The sequence below is a fragment of the Halomonas sp. AOP30-A1-24 genome (genome assembly GCF_052378165.1).
Classification (GTDB): domain Bacteria; phylum Pseudomonadota; class Gammaproteobacteria; order Pseudomonadales; family Halomonadaceae; genus Vreelandella; species Vreelandella citrativorans.
The window spans coordinates 93,172-118,180 of record NZ_JBQSXL010000012.1; the positions used below are offsets into that span (position 1 = coordinate 93,172).

22 protein-coding genes are annotated in these 25,009 nt (G+C 50.5%); 2 read left to right on the forward strand and 20 right to left on the reverse strand.

The window, feature by feature from the left end; translation table 11 throughout:
- Positions 1-119 precede the first annotated feature (119 nt).
- The 18 genes from rfbC to ACT3TJ_RS08980 all read right to left on the reverse strand — a co-directional run bounded on the left by rfbC (position 120) and on the right by ACT3TJ_RS08980 (position 20,248).
- Positions 120-668, reverse strand: coding sequence for a dTDP-4-dehydrorhamnose 3,5-epimerase (gene rfbC / locus ACT3TJ_RS08895; RefSeq protein ID WP_193056207.1), 549 nt, complete (start codon positions 666-668; stop codon positions 120-122).
- On the reverse strand, positions 668-1,552 hold the full coding sequence (gene rfbA, locus ACT3TJ_RS08900; protein WP_193056206.1) for a glucose-1-phosphate thymidylyltransferase RfbA: 885 nt from the start codon (positions 1,550-1,552) through the stop codon (positions 668-670). Before rfbA ends, rfbC begins: the two co-directional genes overlap by 1 nt.
- Before the next feature lie 31 nt (positions 1,553-1,583).
- A complete protein-coding gene (gene rfbD, locus ACT3TJ_RS08905) occupies positions 1,584-2,477 on the reverse strand; it encodes a dTDP-4-dehydrorhamnose reductase (RefSeq protein WP_193056205.1) in 894 nt (297 codons plus the stop codon).
- A 38-nt stretch (positions 2,478-2,515) separates the two neighbouring features.
- A complete protein-coding gene (gene rfbB / locus ACT3TJ_RS08910) occupies positions 2,516-3,583 on the reverse strand; it encodes a dTDP-glucose 4,6-dehydratase (protein WP_193056204.1) in 1,068 nt (355 codons plus the stop codon).
- A gap of 168 nt (positions 3,584-3,751) precedes the next feature.
- Positions 3,752-5,017: an O-antigen ligase family protein gene (locus ACT3TJ_RS08915; RefSeq protein WP_226911977.1), complete on the reverse strand. Its 1,266-nt coding sequence runs from the start codon at positions 5,015-5,017 to the stop codon at positions 3,752-3,754.
- A gap of 192 nt (positions 5,018-5,209) precedes the next feature.
- Positions 5,210-6,217: a UDP-glucose 4-epimerase GalE gene (gene galE / locus ACT3TJ_RS08920; protein WP_226911976.1), complete on the reverse strand. Its 1,008-nt coding sequence runs from the start codon at positions 6,215-6,217 to the stop codon at positions 5,210-5,212.
- Between the two features lie 12 nt (positions 6,218-6,229).
- A complete protein-coding gene (locus ACT3TJ_RS08925) occupies positions 6,230-7,636 on the reverse strand; it encodes an undecaprenyl-phosphate glucose phosphotransferase (RefSeq protein WP_193056202.1) in 1,407 nt (468 codons plus the stop codon).
- Positions 7,637-8,920 (reverse strand): O-antigen ligase family protein, encoded by a 1,284-nt coding sequence (locus tag ACT3TJ_RS08930; RefSeq protein WP_444665643.1) that lies wholly within the window; start codon positions 8,918-8,920, stop codon positions 7,637-7,639.
- Positions 8,921-8,982: 62 nt separating this feature from the next.
- On the reverse strand, positions 8,983-9,624 hold the full coding sequence (locus ACT3TJ_RS08935) for a glycosyltransferase family 32 protein (protein WP_193053739.1): 642 nt from the start codon (positions 9,622-9,624) through the stop codon (positions 8,983-8,985).
- A 3-nt stretch (positions 9,625-9,627) separates the two neighbouring features.
- Positions 9,628-10,302: a WecB/TagA/CpsF family glycosyltransferase gene (locus ACT3TJ_RS08940; RefSeq protein WP_193057433.1), complete on the reverse strand. Its 675-nt coding sequence runs from the start codon at positions 10,300-10,302 to the stop codon at positions 9,628-9,630.
- Between the two features lie 21 nt (positions 10,303-10,323).
- Complete coding sequence (locus ACT3TJ_RS08945; protein WP_193057432.1) at positions 10,324-11,640, reverse strand: polysaccharide biosynthesis C-terminal domain-containing protein; 1,317 nt, start codon at positions 11,638-11,640, stop codon at positions 10,324-10,326.
- Positions 11,641-12,018: 378 nt separating this feature from the next.
- A complete protein-coding gene (locus ACT3TJ_RS08950; protein ID WP_444665645.1) occupies positions 12,019-13,110 on the reverse strand; it encodes a porin in 1,092 nt (363 codons plus the stop codon).
- A gap of 264 nt (positions 13,111-13,374) precedes the next feature.
- On the reverse strand, positions 13,375-14,151 hold the full coding sequence (locus tag ACT3TJ_RS08955; RefSeq protein ID WP_444665647.1) for a ProQ/FINO family protein: 777 nt from the start codon (positions 14,149-14,151) through the stop codon (positions 13,375-13,377).
- Positions 14,152-14,171: 20 nt separating this feature from the next.
- Complete coding sequence (locus tag ACT3TJ_RS08960) at positions 14,172-14,711, reverse strand: dihydrofolate reductase (protein WP_444665649.1); 540 nt, start codon at positions 14,709-14,711, stop codon at positions 14,172-14,174.
- Positions 14,708-15,535: a thymidylate synthase gene (locus ACT3TJ_RS08965; RefSeq protein WP_444665653.1), complete on the reverse strand. Its 828-nt coding sequence runs from the start codon at positions 15,533-15,535 to the stop codon at positions 14,708-14,710. The genes ACT3TJ_RS08960 and ACT3TJ_RS08965 overlap by 4 nt, the downstream gene beginning before the upstream one ends.
- A 1,766-nt stretch (positions 15,536-17,301) precedes the next feature.
- Positions 17,302-18,090: a prolipoprotein diacylglyceryl transferase gene (gene lgt, locus ACT3TJ_RS08970; RefSeq protein WP_172116185.1), complete on the reverse strand. Its 789-nt coding sequence runs from the start codon at positions 18,088-18,090 to the stop codon at positions 17,302-17,304.
- Between the two features lie 233 nt (positions 18,091-18,323).
- A complete protein-coding gene (locus ACT3TJ_RS08975; protein WP_193057428.1) occupies positions 18,324-19,121 on the reverse strand; it encodes a sulfite exporter TauE/SafE family protein in 798 nt (265 codons plus the stop codon).
- Positions 19,118-20,248, reverse strand: a complete 1,131-nt coding sequence (locus ACT3TJ_RS08980) for a response regulator (RefSeq protein WP_444665651.1) — start codon at positions 20,246-20,248, stop codon at positions 19,118-19,120. The genes ACT3TJ_RS08975 and ACT3TJ_RS08980 overlap by 4 nt, the downstream gene beginning before the upstream one ends.
- Before the next feature lie 181 nt (positions 20,249-20,429).
- Here ACT3TJ_RS08980 and ACT3TJ_RS08985 point away from each other — a divergent pair, with 181 nt between their 5' ends.
- Positions 20,430-21,191: an NRDE family protein gene (locus tag ACT3TJ_RS08985; protein WP_193057426.1), complete on the forward strand. Its 762-nt coding sequence runs from the start codon at positions 20,430-20,432 to the stop codon at positions 21,189-21,191.
- A 10-nt stretch (positions 21,192-21,201) separates the two neighbouring features.
- Here ACT3TJ_RS08985 and ptsP read toward each other — a convergent pair whose 3' ends face one another.
- Positions 21,202-23,463: a phosphoenolpyruvate--protein phosphotransferase gene (ptsP, locus tag ACT3TJ_RS08990; protein ID WP_193057429.1), complete on the reverse strand. Its 2,262-nt coding sequence runs from the start codon at positions 23,461-23,463 to the stop codon at positions 21,202-21,204.
- Between the two features lie 83 nt (positions 23,464-23,546).
- A complete protein-coding gene (locus ACT3TJ_RS08995; protein ID WP_172116181.1) occupies positions 23,547-24,041 on the reverse strand; it encodes an RNA pyrophosphohydrolase in 495 nt (164 codons plus the stop codon).
- A gap of 199 nt (positions 24,042-24,240) precedes the next feature.
- Between ACT3TJ_RS08995 and ACT3TJ_RS09000 the strand changes: the two genes are divergently transcribed.
- On the forward strand, positions 24,241-24,897 hold the full coding sequence (locus ACT3TJ_RS09000) for an HAD family hydrolase (protein WP_193057425.1): 657 nt from the start codon (positions 24,241-24,243) through the stop codon (positions 24,895-24,897).
- The last annotated feature ends 112 nt before the right edge of the window (positions 24,898-25,009 follow it).

Sequence of the window (25,009 nt, forward strand, 5' to 3'; positions counted from 1 at the left end):
CAGGGTTCATCAACATTTCAGCAAATAACGCCCTGTAATGCCAAGCACAACACACGACATATAAACGCCGCACTGACTACCAGGGCGACGTTATGCGATGCCCAGCCACTTTAATGCAACTACCCATATACCTCGGCCGTTTTAAACGCGCTGCCTGCCTGATCTTTCTCTGACAGTGCAAACTCCACCGGCAAGGCTGGCCACTGGATCGCCAATTCCGGATCATCAAAGCGGATACAGCGCTCTGACGCCGGGTGGTAATAGTCCGTGGTCTTGTACAAAAAATCAGCCGTTTCGGAAAGCACTACAAACGCATGACCAAAGCCTTCTGGCACCCACAGCTGTCGGCTGTTTTCAGCCGAAAGTTCAACCCCCACCCATTGGCCGAAGTGAGCCGAGTGTTTACGCAAATCGACCGCTACATCCCACACAGAGCCTTGCACCACGCGTACCAACTTGCCCTGTGGCTGCTCTAACTGGTAATGGATGCCACGCAGTACACCCTGACGGGAGCGCGAGTGGTTATCCTGCACAAATTCACGTGTGCAGCCTGTGGCCTCTTCAAACGCCTTCTGATTAAAGCTTTCCATAAAGAAGCCGCGTTCGTCACCAAACACCTTGGGCGTTAACGCTACCACGCCGGGTAGCGAGGTCTCTTCAATCTGCATTACAGGCCCCCTTTGGCATCCAGCCGCGTCAACAGGTATTGACCATAGCCGGTTTTAGACAGTGCATTCGCGCTCTCTCGCAGTTGAGCATCACTCAACCAGCCTTGCTGCCAAGCGATCTCTTCCAGGCAAGCTACTTTCAGGCCTTGGCGATGCTCGATGGTTTGCACGTACTGGCTAGCTTCCAGCAGGCTATCGTGGGTGCCGGTATCCAACCATGCAAAGCCGCGCCCCAGGCGTTCAACACGCAGATCACCACGCTCAAGATACGCGTTATTGATGCTGGTAATTTCCAGTTCGCCACGCTCTGAAGGCTTCACCTGGCGGGCAATGTCCACCACATCGTTGTCGTAGAAGTAGAGGCCGGTAACGGCATAGGGAGACTTCGGCGTAGCAGGCTTTTCCTCAATGGAAACCGCCTTGCCATCATCGTTAAACTCGACCACGCCAAAGCGCTCGGGGTCTTTCACTAAATAGCCAAACACCGTGGCGCCGCTTTGCTGCTCAGAAGCTCGTTTCAACTGGTCCGAAAAGTGCTGTCCATGAAAGATATTATCGCCCAGCACCAAACAGACCGGCGCATCACCAATAAAATCTTCACCGATCAAAAACGCTTGCGCCAGGCCATCCGGGCTTGGCTGCACCGCGTACTCAAAACGTACGCCGAACGCGCTGCCATCGCCCAGCAGGTTTTCGTACTGAGAAAGATCCTCAGGTGTAGAGATAATCAGAATTTCCCGGATCCCGGCCAACATAAGCACCGAAATGGGATAGTAAATCATTGGCTTGTCATAAATAGGCAGTAGCTGCTTTGAAACACCGCGTGTAATGGGATGCAAGCGCGTACCGCTGCCTCCTGCCAAAATAATACCTTTACGTTGCATCGCTTTTTGCTCCTTGCTTATGGCTGCGCGGTTAACGCGAGCGGGCTATTTCTTCCACTGTCAGTGCCAATTGGCTTTGCCAATCCGGCAGCTGTACTGATAGCGCTTTTTCAAGTTTATCAACGGATAGCCGCGAGTTCAGCGGGCGCGCAGCGGGCGTCGGGTAATCCGTGGTTGGAATAGCCGAAACGCCGTCCGGCGTAATGACCAACGGTAAATCGCACTGCTTTGCCGCCTTAAAAATCTCACAGGCAAAGCCATGCCAACTGGTCTCGCCACGTGGTGCCAAATGATACACCCCGCTGGCCAAGGTGGCACCTTCGCTTAGCAATCTCGTTAGCGCCTGCTGCGTTATCAGCGCGATCAAACGCGCTGGCGTCGGCGCGCCCACCTGGTCATTAATAATGCTTAACGCCGAACGCTCTGCTCCCAAGCGCAGCATGGTGGCTAAAAAGCTTTTGCCAAAGGCACTGTAGACCCAACTGGTACGAAAGATCAGGTGCTGGCAGCTACTATTCATCACCGCTTCATCACCGGCAAGCTTGGTCGCGCCATAGACGTTGCACGGCCCGGTGGTGTCACTCTCTTGCCAGGGCGCACTGCCTTGGCCGGTGTATACGTAATCAGAAGAGTAATGGATCAGCCATTTGGATTGCTGCTGGCAGTATTCAGCCAACTGAGCGGGCAGCGCCGCATTCAGGCGCCCAGCCATTGCCTGGTCAGATTCAGCGTTATCCACCGCCGTATAAGCCGCCGCATTGATCACTACATCGGGCTGATGCGTTGCCAAGTACGCCGCAACTGCATTGGCATCGGAAAGGTCCAGCGCCGCTCTGCCGGGTGCCAACACATTACCCAACGTTGCCAACTGGCGCTGGAGTTCAAACCCGACTTGGCCATTGCCGCCGGTAACGAAAATATTCATACCCAAACCCTATAGGTCACAGTGATCCGTGAGCGGGGTTACAAACTCCCCAACCGCTCGCCTTGATAGCTGCCGTCCTGCACGCGCTGCCACCATGCGCGGTTATCAAGGTACCACTGCACGGTTTTCCGCAGCCCGGTTTCAAAGGTTTCTTCCGGGCGCCAGCCAAGTTCGCGTTCGATTTTGCTGGCATCAATCGCGTAGCGCAGGTCGTGGCCTGGGCGGTCTTGTACGAAGGTGATTAAATCGCGGTAGCTACGCTCAGCGGGCACCAGTTCCTGCAGTAAATCACACAAGGTTTCGACCACCTCAAGATTCGCCTTTTCGTTATGGCCACCGATGTTGTAGGTTTCGCCTACCACGCCCTCGGTCGCGACCTTTACCAACGCACGGGCGTGGTCTTCTACGTACAGCCAATCACGCACCTGCTGGCCATTGCCATATACCGGCAACGGCTTGCCCGCCAGGGCGTTTAAAATCATCAACGGGATCAGTTTTTCAGGGAAGTGGTACGGCCCGTAGTTATTGGAGCAGTTGGTTACCAGTACCGGCAGGCCGTAGGTACGGTGCCAAGCACGCACCAAGTGGTCCGAGCTTGCCTTGCTGGCGGAATAGGGTGAGCTGGGTGCATACGGGGTTTCTTCGCTGAAGAGGTCTTCCGGGCCTTCCAAATCGCCATACACTTCATCGGTCGAGATATGATGAAAGCGAAACGCCGAGGCTTTTTCTGGCGCGCTTGTTTGCAAGCCTTTCCAGTAATGGCGAGCCGCTTCCAACAGCGTGTAAGTGCCCACAATGTTGGTTTGAATAAACGCCGCAGGGCCATCTATAGAGCGGTCTACGTGCGACTCTGCCGCCAAGTGCATCACCACATCCGGCTGGTAGCGCTCAACAATAGCCGCCATACGCGATGCATCACCAATATCGGCCTGCTCAAAAGCGTAGCGCTCGCTGCCTTCAACATCAGCAAGCGACTCTAAATTACCGGCATAGGTTAACGCATCGATATTGACGACCGTGTGTTCGGTCTTTTTGATAAGTGCTCGCACAACCGCCGAGCCAATAAAGCCCGCGCCGCCTGTTATTAAAAAAGTTTTCGTAGACATAGTTTCTTCACAAAAGGCCAATTTAATGATTCACCGTTATGCATGAGTCTGCGCTTTAAGCCAAATATTTTGGCATGTAGGCTCTTTAGCAACGACACATAGATAAAACTGGGAGGCTAGGCGCAGGCTTGTACCCAGCACACTTTGTAATAGTGGCAAGAACCCCGGTTACGATACTGGTGCCTGACGGGCCATTTTCGTTTGATTAGCGTAGATCCCCCAGAGCACAGCCAGCAAGAACGCGTACATCATTACGCCGCTGTTGTGCGTTAAAAATGCTTGCGATAATCCAAAGTCCATAAAGGTAACCGGTAGCAGCACGCCCGCCGTTGCAACCGCACGCGTCGCTAAATTTTTTGCATTTATTTGTTTGGCGAATAAGCGCATGGGTACTAGATAAAGCGCTAACAGCACGGCCAAACCAAGTACGCCTCGCTTTGCAAACGCGTCTATAAACTCATTATGCGCGTGCCCATACTGGGTGACCTGCTGGTCAATAACCCCTTGTTCGCCCAGTGCCTGCATTGCCTGTACGTAGCCTTGCGTGCCCCACCCTGTGAGTGGTTTTTCCATTATTAAATGACTGGCGCCCCGCCACATTTCAAAGCGAGCACCTAACGAATTAGTACGGTTCTCACCACTTATATAATTATTGAGATCGTAAAAGGTGTAGTGCACCCTATCCTGAACACCTGTTTGAGGAATCAAGTAAACAACCAGGCCCGCTGCTATAACAGCGCCAACGATGGCAAGCTTCATGCTGGTAGCAAAGAAACTTCCGTAAGCGCGATAGAGTATAAGTAAAACAATGGGAAAACCTACCCAGCCGCCACGGCTACCAGAAAAAAGCGACCCAAGCACACCGCCTAAAAAACCAGCAAAGAGCAGCGTTATCCATAGCATACGGTGCTGGCGCTGGACATGCGCCCACCCCAGCCCCGCCAGGCAGAGCACGCCTAACAGCATACTTAAATTACCGAACTGAATAACGTGCGTGAATCCTTGCGCTCTATCAATACCTTCGGCCAGTTTTTGCCAACTTGCCCAGCTTCCTGCGCTTATTCCTCCCAACGCAATACCGGCCCACACAACACTTAAATGGGGCGGGTAGCGTAGCACCCACCATAGTGCAGGCACAGCCAATATAAAGCGTACAGGCTTATCGATTCCGCTACTGCCTTGTCCATCCCATAACGCTTCGGCCATACCTACTAGTGCATAAGCGCATAACACCGCCACAATCAGCCAGTCTTCTCGAGCAAGCGTTGGGAGGCGCCAACGCAACAATAAGTAAAGACCCGCTAGCATTAAAACAGCGGCACCTAGTGAGTAACCGCTGGGAATAATGAGTGCAATACTGACCAGTAGGAAAACAGCGGCATCCGTTAGCATCACAGAAAACGAGCGAGGCGTATCGGGGTCGTGCATATTCATTGCAGGCTTCAAGACAAGTACCCTTCGATAAGCGCTGCTATAAACGGCAGCAGAAAGAGCGTGAATGCTACCACAGTTAAAACCTGTCCAAGAAAAGCATGCGTGCTTCCCAAGCACCCTGTGCCACTTTTAGGCTAGCAGTCTTACAATATGCCCACGGACTTTCACGGGAGAGAATCTGCTCATTTAGGTTCAGGCATGGTTAACCATCGCGTATTGCTGCCAGCGCCATGTATCTAACAACATCTCATCGAGTGATTTTTCGGCGTGCCAGGATAACTCCTTCTCGGCTTTAGCAGCATTGGCCCAAAAAGCAGCAAGATCGCCTTGGCGTCGTGGCGCAAATTGATAAGGAATATTGACCCCCGTTACCTCTATAAAGCTCTGCACCATATTGAGTACCGAGGTTCCACACCCAGTACCCAAATTGTAGTAATTCACTCCTGGCGCCTCCAATACGCATAATGCAGCACGATGCCCCTTGGCGAGGTCGACAACGTGCAGATAGTCACGCATGCAGGTGCCGTCCGGGGTTGGGTAGTCATTGCCAAAAATCATGACGTGTGGAAGCGCTCCCGCTGCTACTTGGCTGATATAGGGCATCAAATTATTAGGCGCCCCTTGGGGAGACTCACCAATAAGCCCTGTAGGGTGTGCTCCAATAGGATTAAAATAGCGCAGCAGAACGACAGACCAATCTGGGTCGCTTGTGTGCAAATCTTCAAGCACTGTTTCAACCATTCCCTTGGAAACGCCGTATGGGCTTGCCGCGACACCTCTTGGCATACTCTCCAGGTAAGGAACCTCTGACTCGGTTCCATATACGGTTGCTGATGAGCTAAAAATCAGCTTCTTGACGTTGGCTTGTTGCATGGCCTGGCACAAACATATCGTGCCATAAACGTTGACTTCATAATAAGCCAAAGGCGTGCGGACACTTTCTCCCACTGCCTTTAAGCCTGCACAATGAATCACCGCATCAATCGAATTTTCAGCAAAGACAGAAGCCAAAAAAGCAGTATCGCGGATATCGCCCTCGTAAAATGAAACCGAGCGCCGTGTAATCGTCTCTATACGCTCGATAACACTGTGTTTACTGTTACAAAGGTTATCGACAATAATCACATCAATGCCAGCATGAAGCAGTTCTACTGCGATATGAGAGCCGATATAACCTGTACCGCCCGTTAACAACATCATCACAACATCTCATTAATACGCATTTTTATGCTTGAATCCCTTAAAAATCGTCATACAGATAATTTTTAAATCCAGCCAGATGGACCAGTTATCGATATACCATAAGTCGTGCTCGACGCGTCTTTGCATTTTTTCCAATGTATCGGTTTCCCCTCTTAATCCATTGACCTGCGCCCAGCCCGTAATACCGGGTTTTACCTTATGGCGCCGCATATAGGATTCGACAAGCTCTTTGTAATACTCATTATGGGCGAGTGCATGTGGTCGTGGCCCAACTATCGACATTCTTCCTTGTAATACGTTATAAAATTGCGGTAATTCATCCAATGAGGTTTTGCGTAGAAAAGCACCTATCGGCGTAAGGCGGCTGTCTCCCTTGGTCGCTTGGGTCACGGCCCCCTGCTTCTCTTTATGAACCTTCATTGAGCGAAATTTATATACTTTAAAAACTTTACCGCTTGAGCCAGTTCTGTACTGCTTAAACAAGACAGGCCCTGGCGATGTCATTTTAATGATCACGGCGATGACGGCGCATACCGGCAAAATCAGAAGCGTAATGAGTGTGCCCAACACAATGTCCTCAGCACGTTTAGAAAAACGTGCCATGCCGTTTATGGGCGATACACTCAGGTCAATCACCAAGTGCCCAGCCATTTCGCTAGTACGATGATTCAGCAAACGCATATCTTTAAAGTCAGGAATTAGTCGAATATCTTCGGTATGGTTCCTTAGCGCATAAAACAGAGCATGTACTGTTTCGCCCATCTCCAACGGAGCACAAATCCATATTTCAGCGGCGCCAGAGCGGCCTATCCTGGCCGATATGTTTTTCAGCTGATCGTCACTAGGGGTTAACGTTGTATGAAAACGCTCTACACCCACGATAGAGTGTCCTTCCCAAGCGGCTGCCCGCATTCCCTTAGCGACTTTAAGTACATTTTGGCCCGGCCCCACTAAAAATATGGGTCGCCGACTTCCTCCACGAAGAGGAAGCCTGCGCAAGCCCTGTTGTACAAGCACTCTGGCGCATGCGGCCAGAATAAAGGAGCTCAGTAGCGTGAACCCCACCCATAACCGAGAGTAACGTTCTGATGCATCGGCAAAATAGATAATCGACGTGACAAAAATACCTACTCCTAGCCATACGAAAAGTAGCTTACTAAGTAAATCTATGGTGGAAAATACGCGCCAACGCTTGTAGCTACCTGTTGAGCTATTAACCATTAAGACTATTAACGATATGCATGTTAATGCGAGAGCATATCGTTCATGCAAAGCGATAGTGCCAAATCTCGCAAGATAGACGCCTACCCCACAGAGAAAAATAATCAGTATATCAAGCACTGGAAATATAACTTGTGATGGGAAGCGCCCTGAGAAGGCTATACCTGTTTTTTGCCGATTAGTTGCGCCACCCATTTATTCACCATTCCATTTAAGATATTTTTTAACATACCCAAAAGGGAAAACGTGAATTTTCTTGCCATCGCTATCGTTGAAAAAAATAAAGGCTGATATATACACAACTAGAAAACCAATTATGTTAGTGGATTTTGTTGTGTAGGATTCAGTTATATTTGAGATCAAAAAAAGCATTAAAAACGCGAAGCAAACGATCACTTCTTTAAATCCAAAACTATCATTCTTTACGAATTTCTTCATAACTAAATAAAATATAATCCCATATAAAACCACCCCCAAAAAGCCACCCTGAACAACGATATCAATATAGCCGTTATGAGCATCTTCTGGAAAAAAATTGCCCATCCCCTGAATCGGGCCAAACAAGTAAAAATTTTCCTTTGTCCAAAAGCCATCCAATCCATAACCAAACCAAAAATGCACGCCATTTATATGCGTGAGCGCAAAGTCCCAAATAGTAAGACGTCCCGTTAGAGACAAAAAATTACCATAAATGCTAACCCCATCATGCCCTGAAAACAAATCAATCACTTCTATATTCATAGCGACAAGTAAAGAAGCTATTAGGAACTCTGCAGCCAGGATCGTTATAAATGCCTTTTTATATAAATAGTTGCTTTTAAGCACATAATATATCAAGCCGAACGCAAACGTAATTAAAGCAACTAACACTCCTGTAGCAAGGCCAGTGCGTGACCCAGTATTTAAGGTGACAATGACAGCAGATACCAAGGCAAAAAGAGAATACAGTTGCATAGCTCGATCCCTGCTATAAAACATTAGTAGCATAGAGGATACCATCAACAATGCGCCTACTCTTCCCAGCGCATTTTTCTGATCGTAAATGCCCTTCCAATCACCTTCAAACTTTCCAGCCTCTAACCCAATATGGGGTAAAAATGCGGACACAGCGATGTTGACTATTAGTAATAAAAAAAGTGACACAACCAGCGTTTCAAGAAACGCCAGCAATGTTAATTTATTAGCAGCAAAAGCAGCCATCACAACAACAAAACTATAAGCAATGACCTTGATTACTTCCGTTCCCACGTCGCCAACAAAAAAACCAGTCACCAACATATAGACAAATAGGGCAGGAAAAAGAAAAACCCAAGGGCTTAAAACGATGCCTCTGACGAAAATTAGAGCGCCAAAGTATGCCAATATAATAAGCATCAAACTATACTGGTGCCAAAATGATAAAATTCTGTCATCAATATTTCCGCCGCTTAAAAAAAACCAGCCTCCCAGAAACATTAATGTTACATTGATTTTTTTCATTCAACTCTCATTCCCTGAGTAGTTAGTTTTCTGAAAACAGACCCTTTTGCACAGTCGCTCAACTACTTAAATATTTTTCTTTTAAGTCTTTCTGCAAAGCTCATCTTCCAGCCTTTTCCCCAATGGTGTATTAAATAAGTATTGTTTTCTATATAGCTATACATAAGCTGCTTTCTATCATGTGCCTTGGCATAGGGATTATAAGGATAAAAGCAAGGCCAGGGTAACAGCTCAATACCTGACGCATCTTTCTCCACACACATATTGGCCACTTCTGGTGCTATAAGGAAAGGTTTGTTCCTGCGATGCCGGCTTTCAATAAGCTCAATAGCATTACGGAAAAAATGGTGGCCCGCTATACCTCCCAATACAGCAGTATTGAGCCGACCCTCATCTTCATAACCTAGGAAACAGTCATGCTTTAATAGAGGCGCTACACTTTTAACGGCTTCAATATCTACGTCGAGGTATACCCCGCCATGGTCACGCAGCGCTACCATCCGCATATAGTCTGAAAGGAACGCCCACTGTTTTTTTTTCAAGCAAGAAGCGATAAAGGGGTGAGTACTATCGATAGAGCTTTCATTCCACTCCATGATTTCAAAATCAGGCATAGCTTGGCGCCATGTCTCAACACATTGTTTATACAATGAGGACATTTCACGCCCACCAAACCAGCAATAATGAATTTTCTTGGGTATCATAAATTACTCTATTTTATTACCAAATTTGATTAAAAAATAAGGATAGTCTTTAAAGTAACGCTTTGACAGGCGGCGCGGCTCTTTTAATAGACGGTAAAGCCAACGAAGATGAAGTATATTTAGAACCCTTGGATAGTATTCATCGCCACGTGCTTGCACGATCTGGTCCAGATAACCACCACAGGTAAAGCCAGTCCCCTGCCATCCCTTTGCACGAGCATCCAGCAACACGTGTTCTTGTTTTCCTGCTCCCATGCCTACAATCAAGATATCAGCAGATACGACCTTATCAAGGCAGCTTTGATAGGCGTCCTGATTAGCAAAATAGCCCGACTCAGAAAACAGTATTCTTAGGCCAGGATATTTATTCTCCAGCAAACTTTTTGCCTGTCGAATATTTTCTTGTGTTCCTCCGATCAGAGCGATAGATAAATTATTATGACAAGCATACTGAAAAACAATGGGAGCTAAGGATGTGTCATCAAAACTAGTGCGCTTAATAACTCTTTTTTTGAACAATCGAGCATAGATAACAATTGCAATACCATCAGCCAGAAACTTTATCTTCTGACATTCTGATGTTGTCAACGACTGGCATACCACGCCAAGCGAGTATGGATTTATAAAGCTGTAATTTTCTCCTGGCTTAAAAAGGAATTTCTTTTCTATTTTGATCATCACCGCATCCCTGGTTAATAATTAACACTTCCTACGGAAGTTCAAAACATCACGCCAATCGATAATAATAAAACCAAATCTTTTATGAACAATATACACAGCTAAAAAGTTTTGTATTACCAAACATAAGAGAAGTGAGTATGCGGCACCCTCCGCACCTAGCCTTGGAATTAAAATAACAGAAGCGGCGCCCGCCGTCAGCGCTGAATAGACGAGAATGTTTCTTGCTGCTTTCTGATTGTCGGTCATTAATAGAAACAAAACAACCGAGCCTGTCATTACATTGACTAACTGAGCGACAACCATAATACGTAATACACCTTCACCTGAAGTATATTCAGGACCAAAAAAGGATAGTATCCATTCGGGCCACACCAAAAAAACAATTGAAGGTACAAGTGAAAAGCAAAACATCTGCAGAGCACTTTTTTGCCCCAGCAACTTTAGGGCTTGTAGGTCATTTTCATGATGCAAGCGTGAAAACCGAGGCCCCAAAATACTGTCGTACACCGTTAGAATAAACCCAACGACCATTGCTACTCTTAAGCCAAGGCTAAATATCGCTACTTGACGCTCGGTTTCAAAAAGGCCTAGAACAATGCTTACCCCCCATTGAGTATAAAAAAATATAACACCTACCAATAAAAAATCAGGCAAACTACCATAAAATTTTTTATTAAACGTTATTTCATTTGTAGAAAGAAGACCACTTCTCTTATAAACGCCTATTACTAATCCAACCGCAATTGATAGATATATTGCCAGCACGACTGACAACATCGACATTAAATGAACAACGTTTAGCACAACCCCTAATCGCATTGTAAAAATGGCAATCATGAGGCTAAGCACAATTGAGATGCAGCCTATTTCAAACAAGCATGAAACATTGGCTCTCCCCCACCCCTTTAGAATAAAGTTACATAGATAAATAATGGTATACAAAGGTGAAACAAACGCAGTTATTCTTAAACTTGCCACACCCAAATCATGGCTAGAAAAAAACCACGTGGATAAGATAGGTGCTAAGAACCATAACAAGATAGCCAATAAAGCACTAACTATTAGGTTTATAATAAAAGCTTGCTTATAAATCCAACGCACTTCGTTTCTGCTATTATTTGAAAGTGCAACGCCCATAAATTTCAGTGTTGCTCTATCAGTACCTATACTGGCAAACACCTGCAAGCCAATCATAATAGAAAAACATATCATGAAAGAACCGAAATCCTGAACGCTTACTTGTGTAGCGAGTACATAGGAGAGTAAAAAAGTGCCGCCCGCAGCTACCCCCCTCGCAGCAAATGTCGTTAACAACTGATTTTTAACCAAACTCATAGGTACTCTTTATAAAGTTATCGACAGGCAATTAAACACTATATTTTATATAGCATATTTTTTTCGAGCATTATGTTCACGAGTTTGAGACAAATATCATAATCTACCTTTCTTATGCTAACAAAGATTAAGAACAAGTATCTTTTTTAGTACGTATCCACGAGCTAGCAAGGTTCGACACTTGCATTTCCGCTTTATTGATAACCTCTTCACTCTCCAACGGACTAAAGCTTACGGTGCAAACTTTTCTTAACTAGATGAGATATTCCAATAAGAGCTCTTTTAAAAAGTATAAAAAAACCGGCCTCCAAAGAGGCCGGTTCTATTAGGTCTGCTAGGCAGGTTACCCTTAAAAAGCAAGGTTATTAAAAACCGGGCTTAGAAGAAGTAACGAACGCCTGTCAGCCAGTATGCATCGTCAGTCAGGTTATCAAACTGCTGACGTGTGCTGTCGTTGCCAGCTTTGGCATCGTTATCGTTAACTTCCAGGAATACATCCATAGCGCTGGAAACTTTGTAGTAACCACCCAGAGACCATGCTTTGCTGCTGTCCTGGCCGTCACGATTGATGTTGTAGAAATCACCCGTGAATGCCCAAGGACCGGTAGCGAAGGTAGCACCCAGACCAACCGTGTTATAACCATTTTCGTCATTCACGCCCATGCTATCTTTGTAGCCTTGGTCGCTATTATTCTGACGGTTCTCATAGCCTAAGCGTGCAGAGAACTGGTCGGTGAACTGGTACTGACCGATCAGGCCGTACATCATTTTACCGTTACCACCGCCACGGCGTACGTCTTCAACAAAACCCAGACCTACAGTAACAGGGCCTTGCTCATAACGAACACCACCTTGCGGTGCTATAACATTGCCTTGCTCAGAAGTACCACCTTCGGCTGGCGATACACCTTCAACCAAACCACGCTCGCTGTAGTTTTTCAGCTGCAGGAAGGCAGTGAAACCTTCTAAGTCAGGCGTGTAGTAACCAATGGAGTCGCCACGTGACTGTTTAGCGTGACCAGCGAAGTGAAGGCCATTGTTGATGTAAACATCGAACGGGCTGGAAACGAACTGCAGGTAGAAGCTGTCAAAGTTACCCGCTTGGAAGGTACCGTACTGCTGGCTCTGAATACCCAGGTAGCTCTGGCGAAGCTCGTCAAAGCCGGTGCCAGCGTCTTCTTTGCTGTTGGCTTTGAAGCGCCACTCAAGACGACCAAATGCAGTCATGTCGCTAGTGATCGCTTGGCTCATGCGCAGACCAAGACGTGAACCAACGTTTACGAAGTCACCGCTGCGGTTAATGCGCTCACCGCTGCTGTTGTACTTAACACCGCCGCCTTCAACGCCCAGACCGATACGGCCATAGATGTCCAGCTTGGTGCCGTCCTGGTCATATACGGTAGCTGCTTGAGCGGCAGCCGTGGCGCTCAGGGCACCGATGATAGCAGTCGCTAAAAGTGTCTTTTTCATGATATAGGTTCCTTAACTAGCTTACTGTTTCGATCGTAGCTGCCGGGCTTATATAGGCCTTCAGCAGTTGGCTTGCGGGCCGTGCTCGTTTTCTCATCCTCTGGTTTTTCCCAGTGGTATGTGGCACGTCCTCGAACAAACCTTGTTATAGTCCAATGCTCGCACGTCAAACTCTATACCGGGATTTCACTTAACGCAATAAAAAAAACAGTGTTTTTTTATGAAATAAGCAATTTCAAGGAACCCCACCAGCGTAATCAGGTCTCAGCGCGCTTTGAACCTTTGTTGCAGGTCTTTTAATTTATCTTCCATGCTTAACGGCTTCTCTTGCCTAACCTTATCCGCCTCTTCACCCTTGGCCTGGAGGGTGTGCGTCGTTATCGCCGGTGTTGACAGGTGGGCACTCTTTTTTTCTAAAGGCTTTCTTTGTGGCGTGCGCTGTACACGCTCTGTTGTCTCTACTCCTTTTTGTTTCGCCTTACGTTTCTCCGCGGCGTGCAAAGCTGCCTCTTTATCTACCTTTCCGGCCAACTGGCCATCCAGGTCAATACGCTCCCCCCCTTCCCGTACCGATTTCAAATAACGCGGTAAATTCACGTAATTAGCCAAGGCGCGGCGAATCAGCTTTCCTGACCAGGGCTCACGCGCTGCTAGGTCTTGATGAATACCGACTTTTAAGGGCTTCGTGTGGCCTTTGAAAAAGGTATTCGGATAACGCTGATACCACTCTTTTAGAAGGGCATGAGGCGACGGTGGCTGCGTTTCATGAGTAGCCAGGGCTTCAGCCTCATCGGCCTCGGGATTTGGTTCAACCGCAGGCTGAGCCAGCGCCACTTGTCCTGTGACTTCATGCACGCCATCCGTGTTTGCTTTTTGACTCAACGCACTGGGATCGGCGAGCGTTTGTTGCAGCGTAACTGCTTGCGCTGCGAGCTGCTCTTTTAACTGCGCGTTCTCCCACCGCAGGGCTTGCAACTCCCTTTGAGCCTGCTCAAGGCGCGACTCCAGGCTGTCTAATAACTGCATTACGCTGGCGGCCATACCTTCTCCTTTGACCTTTTTTAGTCAGCAGTGCGCTCATAAACTACAAAATCGTACGCCGGCTTGCCATCAGAAGGCATTCCAGCCACACGCTGTACTTCCCGCCACTCATCTGCTGCCAATTCGGGGAACGCAGCATCACCTTCCACTTCAACATCCACTTCTGTGATGTAAAGCCGCTGTGCGAATGGTAGCGCTTGGCGGTAAATCTCTCCTCCCCCCATCACCATAATTTCTTCAGCCGCATCAATCGTTGCCTGCTGGTCTGCCAGAGCCAAAGCAGCGGGCAAGTCGTGGCAGACTCGAACACCATCGGGTGCGAACTCTTTATTATGCGTTACGACTATATTAAGGCGATTCGGCAGCGGCTTGCCAATGGAGGCATACGTTTTGCGTCCCATCACCAACGGTTTCGCCTGAGTCATACGTTTGAAGAATTTAAGATCTTCCGGAAGATGCCAAGGCAGCTTACCATCCACACCAATAACACGGTTTTTGGACATTGCTACAATCATGGCAACAGGGACTAAAGGTTCAAATTCATTGCTGGTAAGGCTCATACCGCTACCTTGGCTTTTATATGGGGATGGGCGTCATACGCTTCGATGTGGATATCATCAAAGGTAAATGCAAATAGGTCACTCACCTCAGGATTCAGCACCAACCGTGGCGGTACTTTCGGCTCACGCGTGAGCTGCTCTTCCGCTTGCTCAAAATGGTTGCTATAGAGATGTGCATCCCCCAGCGTATGAATAAACTCTCCCGGCTCAAGCCCCGTTACCTGTGCCACCATCGCCAACAGTAGCGCGTAGCTTGCAATATTGAACGGTACGCCAAGAAAAATATCGGCACTGCGCTGGTAAAGTTGGCAGGAAAGGCGCCCATTTGCTACATAGAACTGAAACAGACAGTGGCAAGGCGGCAGTTTCATTTCATCAACCTGAGCAGGATTCCAGGCGGAGACTATCAACCGGCGCGACTGTGGTGTGGTACGAATTTGCTTCAATACGTTGGCAATTTGGTCGACGCTGCCTCCTTTAGGGTCGGGCCAGCTGCGCCATTGATAGCCATAAACAGGGCCAAGATTGCCGTGTTCATCAGCCCACTCGTCCCAAATGCGTACACCGTTTTGCTGTAAATAGGCAATATTGGTATCGCCTTTCAGAAACCACAAGAGCTCATGGATAATAGAGCGCAAATGCAGTTTTTTCGTCGTTATCAGTGGAAAGCCGCGTGATAAATCAAACCGCATTTGATGGCCAAACACCGAGCGTGTGCCCACCCCGGTACGGTCGTTGCGGTCAACGCCATGTTCCAACACAGTGCGCATTAGATCCAAATACGGCTGTTCAAGCGCAGGTTGAGCGCTGGCATTCATCGTCATATTTGATGTAGGCGTGGTAACAGTCACAGAGTTTCCAAAATTGCAGGCTATATAGAGGCGTATTCTAGGCCGCTTGGCTGCGAGGGTCTAGCGCGAGGGGTTAATGGCTGATGAAGCATTCGCAAGCCTTGTGGAATAACGCCCTCTGGCATCTCTTCATCCCTGCATCGCTGCGCTTACCACGCGCCACAAATTCACCTAACGCTTTGATTATTTAGATGTAGCGCGTGGTAACGCGCCGTGAGGGACGAACGGCAAGGCACCCGCGGGAGGCGGCGGAACGACGCCCATTGGTACCTCACTGCATCTTGGCACCTTTCTGCACTTGGCACCGCTACGCGGTGCTCTCGCGGGTGCGCTGCGCTTACCACGCGCTACAAATTAGCTAACGTTTTGATTATTCAAATGTAGCGCGTGGTAACGCGCCGTGAGGGACGAACGGCAAGGCACCCGCGGGAGGCGGCGGAACGACGCCCATTGGTACCTCACTGCATCTTGGCACCTTTCTGCACTTGGCACCGCTGCGCGGTGCTCTCGCGGGTGCGCTGCGCTTACCACGCGCTACAAATTCATCTAATGCTTTGATTATTTAGATGTAACGCGTGGTAACGCGTCGTGAGGAACGAACGGCAAGGCACCCGCGGGAGGCGGCGGGACGACGCCCGTTGGTACCTCACTGCATCTTGGCACCTTTCTGCACTTGGCACCGCTGCGCGGTGCTTCCGCGGGTGCGCTGCGCTTACCACGCGCTACAAATTCCTCTAACGCTTTGATTATGCAACTGTAGCGCGTGGTAACGCGCCGTGAGGAACGAACGGCAAGGCACCCGCGGGAGGCGGCGGAACGACGCCCGTTGGACACCTCGTTCGCTTTGGCACCTCTCTGCATCTTGGCACCTTTACTGCACTTGGCACCGCTACGCGGTGCTCTCGCGGGTGCGCTGCGCTTACCACACGCTACAAATTCATCTAACGCTTTGATTATTTAAATGTAGCGCGTGGTAACGCGCCGTGAGGGCACCCGCGGGAGGCGGCGGAACGACGCCCGCTGGGCACCTCGTTCGCCTTGGCACCGCTGCGCGGTGCTCTCGCGGGTGCGCTGCGCTTACCACGCGCTACAAATTCATCTAACGCTTTGATTATGCGACTGTAGCGCGTGGTAACGCGTCGTGAGGAACAAACGGCAAGGCACCCGCGGGAGGCGGCGGAACGACGCCCATGGGTACCTCTCTGCATCTTGGCACCTCTCTGCACTTGGCACCGCTGCGCGGTGCTCCCGCGGGTGCGCTGCGCTTACCACGCGCTACAAATTCATCTAACGTTTTGATTATTCAAATGTAGCGCGTGGTAACGCGCCGTGAGGAACGAACGGCAAGGCACCCGCGGGAGGCGGCGGAACGACGCCCATGGGTACCTCTTTGCATCTTGGCACCTTTCTGCACTTGGCACCGCTGCGCGGTGCTTCCGCGGGTGCGCTGCGCTTACCACGCGCTACAATTTCACCTAACGCTTTGATTATTCAGATGTAGCGCGTGGTAACGCGCCGTGAGGAACGAACGGCAAGGCACCCGCGGGAGGCGGCGGAACGACGCCCATGGGCACCTCATTCGCCTTGGCACCTCCTTTACCCTTGCACCCTTACCCCTGCACCGCTGCGCGGCGCTCTCGCGGGTGCGCTGCGCTTACCACGCGCTACAAATCCATCTAACCTTTTGATTCTTCGGGTGTAACGCGTCGTTGCTTTGGCACTTACTTCACTACTAACGTTTAAACCTTGGCATCCACCGGTTGCGAGCGTGACCATGCCATAAGGACTAATCCTAGTGCGATCATGGGCACCGTCAGCAACATTCCCATGGTGACCCATCCGAATGCAAGATAGCCAATATGCGCGTCGGGCATGCGGACAAATTCCACCAGGAAGCGGAATGCGCCGTAGCCGAGTAAAAACAGCCCTGAAATGAACCCTCGCGCGCGGGGCTTGGCAGATACCCACCACAAAATCACAAACAGCACCAACCCCTCAAGCAGGGCTTCGTAAAGCGCTGAGGGATGGCGTGGCTCTGGCCCCATCCCGGGGAACGGCATTCCCCACGGCAACGATGTTACTCGTCCGGGAAGCTCATGGTTAATAAAGTTGCCTACTCGACCAGCGCCCAAGCCAATGGGTACCAGTGGGGCAATAAAATCCGTCAGGGTAAAAAAGGCAAGCTGCTTGCGGCGTGCAAACCACCAGGCTGCCAACAGCACACCGAGCAATCCGCCATGAAAGCTCATGCCGCCGTCCCACACACGGAAGATCCATAGAGGGTCAGCCGACCACTGTCCTAAGCCGTAAAAAAGTGCATACCCCAGCCGTCCACCAGCGACCACACCTATTGCACAGTAGAAGATCAGGTCACCAATATCGTCTTTAGTAAGCCCTATCCGAGAAGCTCGCCGACAGCCCAACCACCACGCGGCGATAAACCCCACGACATACATAAGGCCGTACCAATGCACTTGAAGCGGCCCAAGGGAGAACACCACAGGGTCAATTGCTGGGTAATTCATCATTGAAATACTCTAATTACGGAGGAAGAGGAAGAAAGTCACTTAGACCATTACTACACTAGGCTTTGCACGAAAACTGCTTGCGCTCGGCCATGCGGCGTTAAAAATCAGCTCGTGCGCGAGTCCGATCAAAATACTCATTTACACATGTAAACTCGTACGCGAGCTCGGTCCGTTTTTTCGCTGATTTTTGCCTTGCCTGGCCTTCGCTCAGCGACTTTTCGTACAAACCCTAATTAAGCCAAAACGAAGCGTAGACCGACCACAGCCAACAGCAGCGCAAAACACAACCTTAATACATGCGCAGGTAACACATGGGCCAGGCGAACGCCAACACGCGCAAACGGTACGCTGGTGACGACAATGCCGAAAAAAGCAGGCCACATCACAAACCCGGTAGCCCAGTTAGGCAACAGCGGATGCCCCCACCCCATTACCATAAAGGTAATGGCACCCACTAATGCGATAGGCAGCCCGCATGCAGCAGAGGTACCTACGGCTTGTGTCATGGTAGCTCCACACCGAGACAACCATGGTACCGTCATTGCGCCGCCGCCGATGCCAAATAAAGCGGATATGGCGCCTACTATACCGCCGGCCACGACCATCGCAAATTTGCCTGGGGCAATAGAGCCAGGCTTGGGCGATAGACCAAAAACCATCTTGGTTGCTAACAGCAGAACAAAGATGCCAAAGAGCGTGCCCAATACGCCGCCCGAGAGACTCCCCGCAATAAACACGCCGCCAATGGCGCCCACCATCAAACCCGGGAGTAGCGCTAAAAACCAGGGGCGATAAACACTTCCTTGACGAAAATGCCCCAACGCAGAGGAGGCCCCGGTGATGACAATAGTGGCCAACGACGTGCCTACGGCAAGATGCATGGTGATCTCAGGCGGTATGTTTTGCAGGCCAAATGCAAAAACCAGTACCGGAACGATAATAAGCCCGCCACCGACACCAAAAAGCCCCGCCATCGTACCTGCCGCCGCGCCCAAGGCTAAGTAACCCAACAAGATAGTCATCACACTCATTGGCCAGGTGCCTTGTGTGGGCTATCGGGCAGCCATTTGGAAATCATTCCCAGTAATTTTTCAGGTTGATAAGGCTTGGTGAGCAAGTCATTCATGCCTGCTTTTTTGCATTCGGCAATGCCTGCGTTGTCCGCATTGGCCGTTAGCGCAATCAGGATGCTAGGGCGCTTTCCGCTTGCCTGTTCATAAGCCCGCCAGCGCCGGGTGGTTTCCAAGCCATCAAGAGTAGGCATAAAAATATCCATAAAGACTAAATCAAACGAGGTAGATTGTTGGCGCTCAAGCGCTTGCTCGCCACTGCTTACGCCCTCGACCTCTAACTCGTGAACTTCCAGCATTTGCCGCGCCAGCATCAGGTTAACCGGACCATCATCAACCACAAGAACGCGTAAAACGTGGTTTGGTACTGTATTGGCAGGTGTCACGTCGTTCTCATTAACACGTTGATAAACCAGATTGGTCAGCAACGTGCGCACATCAGCCAAGTGCTCGCGGATATCCACGACCTGACGGCGACACTGCGAACACTCGTCACTCTCCAGGATGCGTCCTAACTGCTCATCCAAGTCATCAGTTTCACGCTGAAGCAGTGTTAAATAACCTGATTTTAAACGTGACTCTTCTCGCGCCCGGTCACGTCCGGCAACAAGCCGCTTTAGCTGCTGTTGTTGATGATGAATATCATCCAACAGTGCCTGGTCTTCTTTTACTTGCTCGGTGGGGTGGCGTGATCGCTGAGCGCTTTCAATATAGCGCCCAAGCCCTGAAAACATTTCATTCATTTGGGCCAGGCGTCTCAGCGGTCGAACAGGCGCCCTGTTGAGTTCAGGTACGGTGTGCTTTTTGTCAGGCAACATTTGCAAGACACTATACCGAAGCGACTCACTATGCCGTTCAAGCTCGTCCAGCTCCTGCATAAAATAGGCTTCTTTCTGTTTTGTACGTACTTTAACCAGCATCAGAAAGGCGGATACATTCATGGAGCTGCCCAATAGCAGTGCAAGCGCCACCCACAAGGTGATACTCCATGGCGCGTAGGCGACATCCACCAAACGGCGAGCCCAACCAGCATGCACAGCACGACTAGCGCGGCCTGAATAAGTAACATTGGCCAGAGAGTAGGCCAAACGATGATGTTCCAGAAATGCTCTTCGCGATTGCGTTGCATGCGTTCGCGCCTTCCTGATTGGCTAGAGACAATTCACCCCGATGAGGTGATGAGTGTTACGTTAATCGCACAAGTGTACGACTATGCCCTTAAGCTGTCATGCTGAGCTTGTCGATAATGACCAATGCTGAGGACTCTCTATGTGCTTGATGGCATTCGCCTGGCAACCTGGCACAGCGCTGCCCTTACGCTTGGCAGGTAATCGTGATGAACTTCATGTCCGGCCAACGGCGCCTTTAGGCTATTGGGATGACGCCCCCTCCCTTTTAGGCGGGCGTGACCTTGAAGCAGGCGGCTCATGGCTTGCTGCCACACGAGGCGGTAGAGTCGCGGCGCTTACCAATGTACGCGACCTTGCGGTGACGACACCTCTCGATGCACCCAGCCGGGGCGAACTTGTCGCCAATGCGCTCCAGTGCAGCAATATTGAGCAGTGGCTAACCGACCTTGCTCACCATAAAGCTCACCGCTACGCAGGGTTTAATTTGTTAGTCGCCACCACAGACCGGCTTTGGTATCTCCATCATGGCCAGCACGGCATTACGCTCAGCGATGTGCCGCCCGGCGTGCATGGCCTTTCCAATGCGGAATTGAACACTCCTTGGCCAAAAGTGCAAAGCGTGCGAGAAGCACTAGCGCAAAGCTCGCCGGATAACTGGCGCTCTCCGTTGGGCCAAGCGCTGCATAACACTCAACGAGCGCCGGACGCCCAGCTACCCAAGACAGGGGTTGAGCTTGCGCTAGAGCGAAGGCTTTCTGCCGCGTTTATTCTGGGCGAGACTTACGGCACTCGCGCCACAAGCTGGTTAACGCTTGATCACCAAGGCCATATAAACATCACCGAGCAACGCTTTGGGCCCATGGGTCGTTTCAAAGGCGAAACGACCCTGGCCATATCGTGAGGCAGCAGCGTTAATCGCGTGGAGGTAACAGGTGCGAAAGCTGCCACTCGTCCATGCGCTTATTGAGATGCTCGTGTACCTGGAAAGGCGTGTCCAGGCCCATGATCTCAGCCAGCAGTGCTTTGGCATCATGAAGTGTCACGCGCCGAATGGCCGCACGCACTTTGGGTAAACTGGGGGCGTTCATTGAAAGCGTGTTAAACCCCATGGCCATTAATAACAGCGCACCCGCGGGGTCACCGGCTAATTCGCCGCATAACGAAATGGGTTTATTAAGCCGCTTGGCATCCTGGGAAAGTTCCTGCAGGGCGCCTAAAAGTGCCGGATGCATTGCATCATAAAGACTGGAAACCCGTGCATTGTTACGGTCAACCGCCAGCAAATACTGGGTGAGATCGTTACTGCCCACAGAGAAAAAGTCGACCCGCTTTGCCAGCGCATCCATTTGATAAATAGTCGCTGGCACCTCAATCATCACGCCCACTTTGGGACGCTTTATGATGATGTCCTCTTCCCCCAGTTCAATAATCGCGCGGTCCAATAGTCGCAGCGCCTCATCCACTTCCTCGACATTGGTAATCATCGGGAAAAGCACAGAGAGGTTGTTTAACCCATGAGAAGCCTTCAGCATGGCACGCAGCTGCACCATGAGCACTTCTGGATGATCCAGCGTTACCCGCATCCCGCGCCAGCCTAGAAAAGGATTGGCCTCTTCAATGGGGAAGTAAGGCAGGTCTTTATCGCCCCCAATATCCAGCGTACGCATCACCACGGGCAAGGGCGCAAACCCTTCCAGCTGCTCGCGATACATGCGCATCTGCTCTTGTTCGCCAGGGAAGCGCTCCGTAATCATAAACGGCACTTCCGTACGATAAAGCCCAACACCCGCAATACGGCTTTTGAGCAGTGTGGTGGCATCTACCGCCAGCCCCGTATTGACCATCAGCGGCATTTCATGGCCATCCGGGGTCGTACTGGGCAGGTCCTGCTCATGCTCCAGAAGCTCGCTTAACGCTTGTTCATCCGCAATTAAGCTTTCATAGCGCGACGTCAGCTCAGCCGATGGACGAACAAACAGCCGCCCACGGTGACCGTCCAACACAACCGGTGCGCCACTTAAGCGTGGCAAGGGTAAATCCATCATGCCCAGCACCGTGGGGATCCCCATAGCACGGGCGACAATGGCAACGTGCGATGTACCTGAACCTCGCACAGAAACCAACCCTTTGAGCTTCTCTCGCGGCACTTCACCCAACATGGCGACACTAATTTCATCGCCCACTAAAATGGCGTTATCGGGGTAGGTTTCAGGCGTTGAGGGCGCTCCCTCTTGCAAATGGGCCAATACCCGGCGGCCTAAATCACGAATATCCGCAGCGCGCTCGCGGAGATAATCGTCATCTACCCGCTCCAGATATTGAACGTGGCGTCGCACTACATCGGCAAGCGCACCCGGCGCCCACTGCCCTTCACGAATACGCTTTTCAACCTCTTCAGAAAGGGCTGCTTCACCCAACATCTGCTGGTAAACATCAAAAAGCGCCAGCTCCTGGGAGGAGATTCGGTTGACTAGACGCTCGGCCGCTGCACGAATTTCATCGCGAGTTTTACCGATCGCCTCTTTTAAACGCGCAATTTCATACGCTTCATTATTGGGAATAAGGTCTGGAACGCTATTAAGGTCAGCCGGTGGCGTAATAACGACCACCTCGCCCATGGCAACACCGGGCGACGCTGCGACCCCTTTAAACATGGTCTGCCCGCCCGGTAAGGCAGGCCGCGCAAGGTTACCCGTTGCCAGCGCATGAGCCAGCACGCCTGCCAACTGAGCGGCCATGGTGACCAGGAAGGCTTCATCTTGATCATCATAGCGGCGTTTTTCAGCCTGCTGAACAACCAGCACACCCAGCATATGGCGCTGGTGAATAATCGGCACGCCTAGAAAACTGGAATAGCGTTCTTCACCGGTCGATTCAAAATAGCGAAAATGAGGGTGAAGCCGTGCATCTTCCAGGTTCAAGGGCTCGCTGCGCTTGGCCACTTGGCCCACCAACCCTTCCCCTAACGGTAGCACAACGCGCCCTACCGCTTGAGTACGCAGACCAATCGTTTCCATTAAAACGAGCGATTCAAGCTCTTTATCATAAAGGTAGAATGAGCACACATCGGTCTGCATGGCCTTGCGGATACGACGCACCATCGTCGACAGCGCGGCGTCCAGGTTGCGTGCACCGTTTACTTCCTGAATAACACGACGCAATACCTCAAGCATGGACGTTTTACTTTTCACATTGTTTGCCTCGCTGAGGATCTTTTCGACAGACTTTCACCGCTCATCCAGAGCCGTGGAGCACGTTATTTTTCATCATCTTGTGCCAAGCGCTGAACGCGGGGAGAAAGCTCTCTTAGCGCGCGCCGATACACCTCTCGTTTGAACGGTACCACTTGCCCGAGTGGGTACCAATAGCTCACCCACCGCCAACCATCGAATTCAGGTTTGGGCGTTGCCGTCATACAAATTCGATTTTCCTGACAGCGAATTCTAAGCAAATACCATTTCTGTTTTTGGCCAATACACACTGGCCGTGAATGGGTACGAATCATGCGTCGTGGTAGACGGTAGCGCAGCCATCCCCGGGTACAGGCGATAATATCAACATCATCGGCGGTTAGGCCGATTTCCTCAAAAAGCTCACGAAAAAGAGCCTGTTGCGGTGTTTCGCTTGCGTTAATGCCTCCCTGGGGAAACTGCCACGCATTCTGTCCTACACGACGCGCCCAAAGCAGCTGCCCCTGGCTGTTGGCAATGATAATGCCAACATTGGGGCGAAAGCCGTCAGCGTCGATCACGGACATCACCTTATTAAATTTTCAGTTATCCCCATTTTTCCACAAGGGTGACAAGCGTATCAATACAATATAACGCCAAGTCGTGAACGCGTGCGCGGCCCGGGTGGGAAAGAACCAAGGACTCTGCGATAATCCGCCCCTTTGTTTTGCCGTTCATACCTATAACTTTCAAACGATAATCGACCATAAGGGGAGCGCCGTGAGCCTGGCTATTTTCGATCTGGATAATACGCTGATATCCATCGACAGCGATCATGCATGGGGTGAGTTTTTGCTCGAGCAAGGCGCCGTAGACCCCGTCGCCTATCGCGAAGCCAATGAGCGTTTTATGGCCGATTACAAGGCGGGCACGCTGGATATGGCGGCGTTTCTGGAAGTGGCGCTTAAGCCGTTAGCGGATAACACGCCCGAACAGTTAGCGGCTTGGCATCAGCAATTTATGGCCAGCAAGATAGAACCGCATATTCTTTCCAAGGCCGAAGAGTTATTGGCGCGGCACCGCACCCGGGGCGACACGCTGCTTATTGTGACCGCGACCAACCATTTTATTACCGCACCCATTGCTGAGCGCTTGGGCGTTGATTATTTGATCGCGGTTAATCCGGAAATGGAGAATGGTCGCTATACCGGGCGCGTCTCCGGCATCCCCAGTTACCGGGAAGGCAAAATTACTCGTTTGCATGAATGGTTAGAAGACAAGGATTTTACGCTGGACGGCGCCTGGTTCTACAGCGACTCACATAATGACCTGCCACTGCTTGAAGAGGTTGATCATCCGGTAGCCGTTGACCCGGACGACACCCTTCGCCAGGTAGCCGAACAGCGCCAATGGCGAATCATGAGCCTTCGTGATTAGCGCTTTAACGTGAATCACCGTCAGGTGGCTGCGCACGGATGGCGACGGTACGACGCCTAAAGGCACATAATCAACCCCGGCACCGCTGCGCGCTGCTCCCGCGGGTGCGCTT

What these genes read in the sequence shown, in the direction of transcription:
- rfbC (WP_193056207.1), bottom strand. Translation starts at nt 668, where the DNA reads ATGCAGATTGAAGAGACCTCGCTACCCGGCGTGGTAGCGTTAACGCCC.
- rfbA (WP_193056206.1), bottom strand. Translation starts at nt 1,552, where the DNA reads ATGCAACGTAAAGGTATTATTTTGGCAGGAGGCAGCGGTACGCGCTTG.
- rfbD (WP_193056205.1), bottom strand. Translation starts at nt 2,477, where the DNA reads ATGAATATTTTCGTTACCGGCGGCAATGGCCAAGTCGGGTTTGAACTC.
- rfbB (WP_193056204.1), bottom strand. Translation starts at nt 3,583, where the DNA reads ATGTCTACGAAAACTTTTTTAATAACAGGCGGCGCGGGCTTTATTGGC.
- ACT3TJ_RS08915 (WP_226911977.1), bottom strand. Translation starts at nt 5,017, where the DNA reads ATGAATATGCACGACCCCGATACGCCTCGCTCGTTTTCTGTGATGCTA.
- galE (WP_226911976.1), bottom strand. Translation starts at nt 6,217, where the DNA reads ATGATGTTGTTAACGGGCGGTACAGGTTATATCGGCTCTCATATCGCA.
- ACT3TJ_RS08925 (WP_193056202.1), bottom strand. Translation starts at nt 7,636, where the DNA reads ATGGGTGGCGCAACTAATCGGCAAAAAACAGGTATAGCCTTCTCAGGG.
- ACT3TJ_RS08930 (WP_444665643.1), bottom strand. Translation starts at nt 8,920, where the DNA reads ATGAAAAAAATCAATGTAACATTAATGTTTCTGGGAGGCTGGTTTTTT.
- ACT3TJ_RS08935 (WP_193053739.1), bottom strand. Translation starts at nt 9,624, where the DNA reads ATGATACCCAAGAAAATTCATTATTGCTGGTTTGGTGGGCGTGAAATG.
- ACT3TJ_RS08940 (WP_193057433.1), bottom strand. Translation starts at nt 10,302, where the DNA reads ATGATCAAAATAGAAAAGAAATTCCTTTTTAAGCCAGGAGAAAATTAC.
- ACT3TJ_RS08945 (WP_193057432.1), bottom strand. Translation starts at nt 11,640, where the DNA reads ATGAGTTTGGTTAAAAATCAGTTGTTAACGACATTTGCTGCGAGGGGG.
- ACT3TJ_RS08950 (WP_444665645.1), bottom strand. Translation starts at nt 13,110, where the DNA reads ATGAAAAAGACACTTTTAGCGACTGCTATCATCGGTGCCCTGAGCGCC.
- ACT3TJ_RS08955 (WP_444665647.1), bottom strand. Translation starts at nt 14,151, where the DNA reads ATGGCCGCCAGCGTAATGCAGTTATTAGACAGCCTGGAGTCGCGCCTT.
- ACT3TJ_RS08960 (WP_444665649.1), bottom strand. Translation starts at nt 14,711, where the DNA reads ATGAGCCTTACCAGCAATGAATTTGAACCTTTAGTCCCTGTTGCCATG.
- ACT3TJ_RS08965 (WP_444665653.1), bottom strand. Translation starts at nt 15,535, where the DNA reads ATGACGATGAATGCCAGCGCTCAACCTGCGCTTGAACAGCCGTATTTG.
- lgt (WP_172116185.1), bottom strand. Translation starts at nt 18,090, where the DNA reads ATGATGAATTACCCAGCAATTGACCCTGTGGTGTTCTCCCTTGGGCCG.
- ACT3TJ_RS08975 (WP_193057428.1), bottom strand. Translation starts at nt 19,121, where the DNA reads ATGAGTGTGATGACTATCTTGTTGGGTTACTTAGCCTTGGGCGCGGCG.
- ACT3TJ_RS08985 (WP_193057426.1), top strand. Translation starts at nt 20,430, where the DNA reads ATGTGCTTGATGGCATTCGCCTGGCAACCTGGCACAGCGCTGCCCTTA.
- ptsP (WP_193057429.1), bottom strand. Translation starts at nt 23,463, where the DNA reads ATGCTTGAGGTATTGCGTCGTGTTATTCAGGAAGTAAACGGTGCACGC.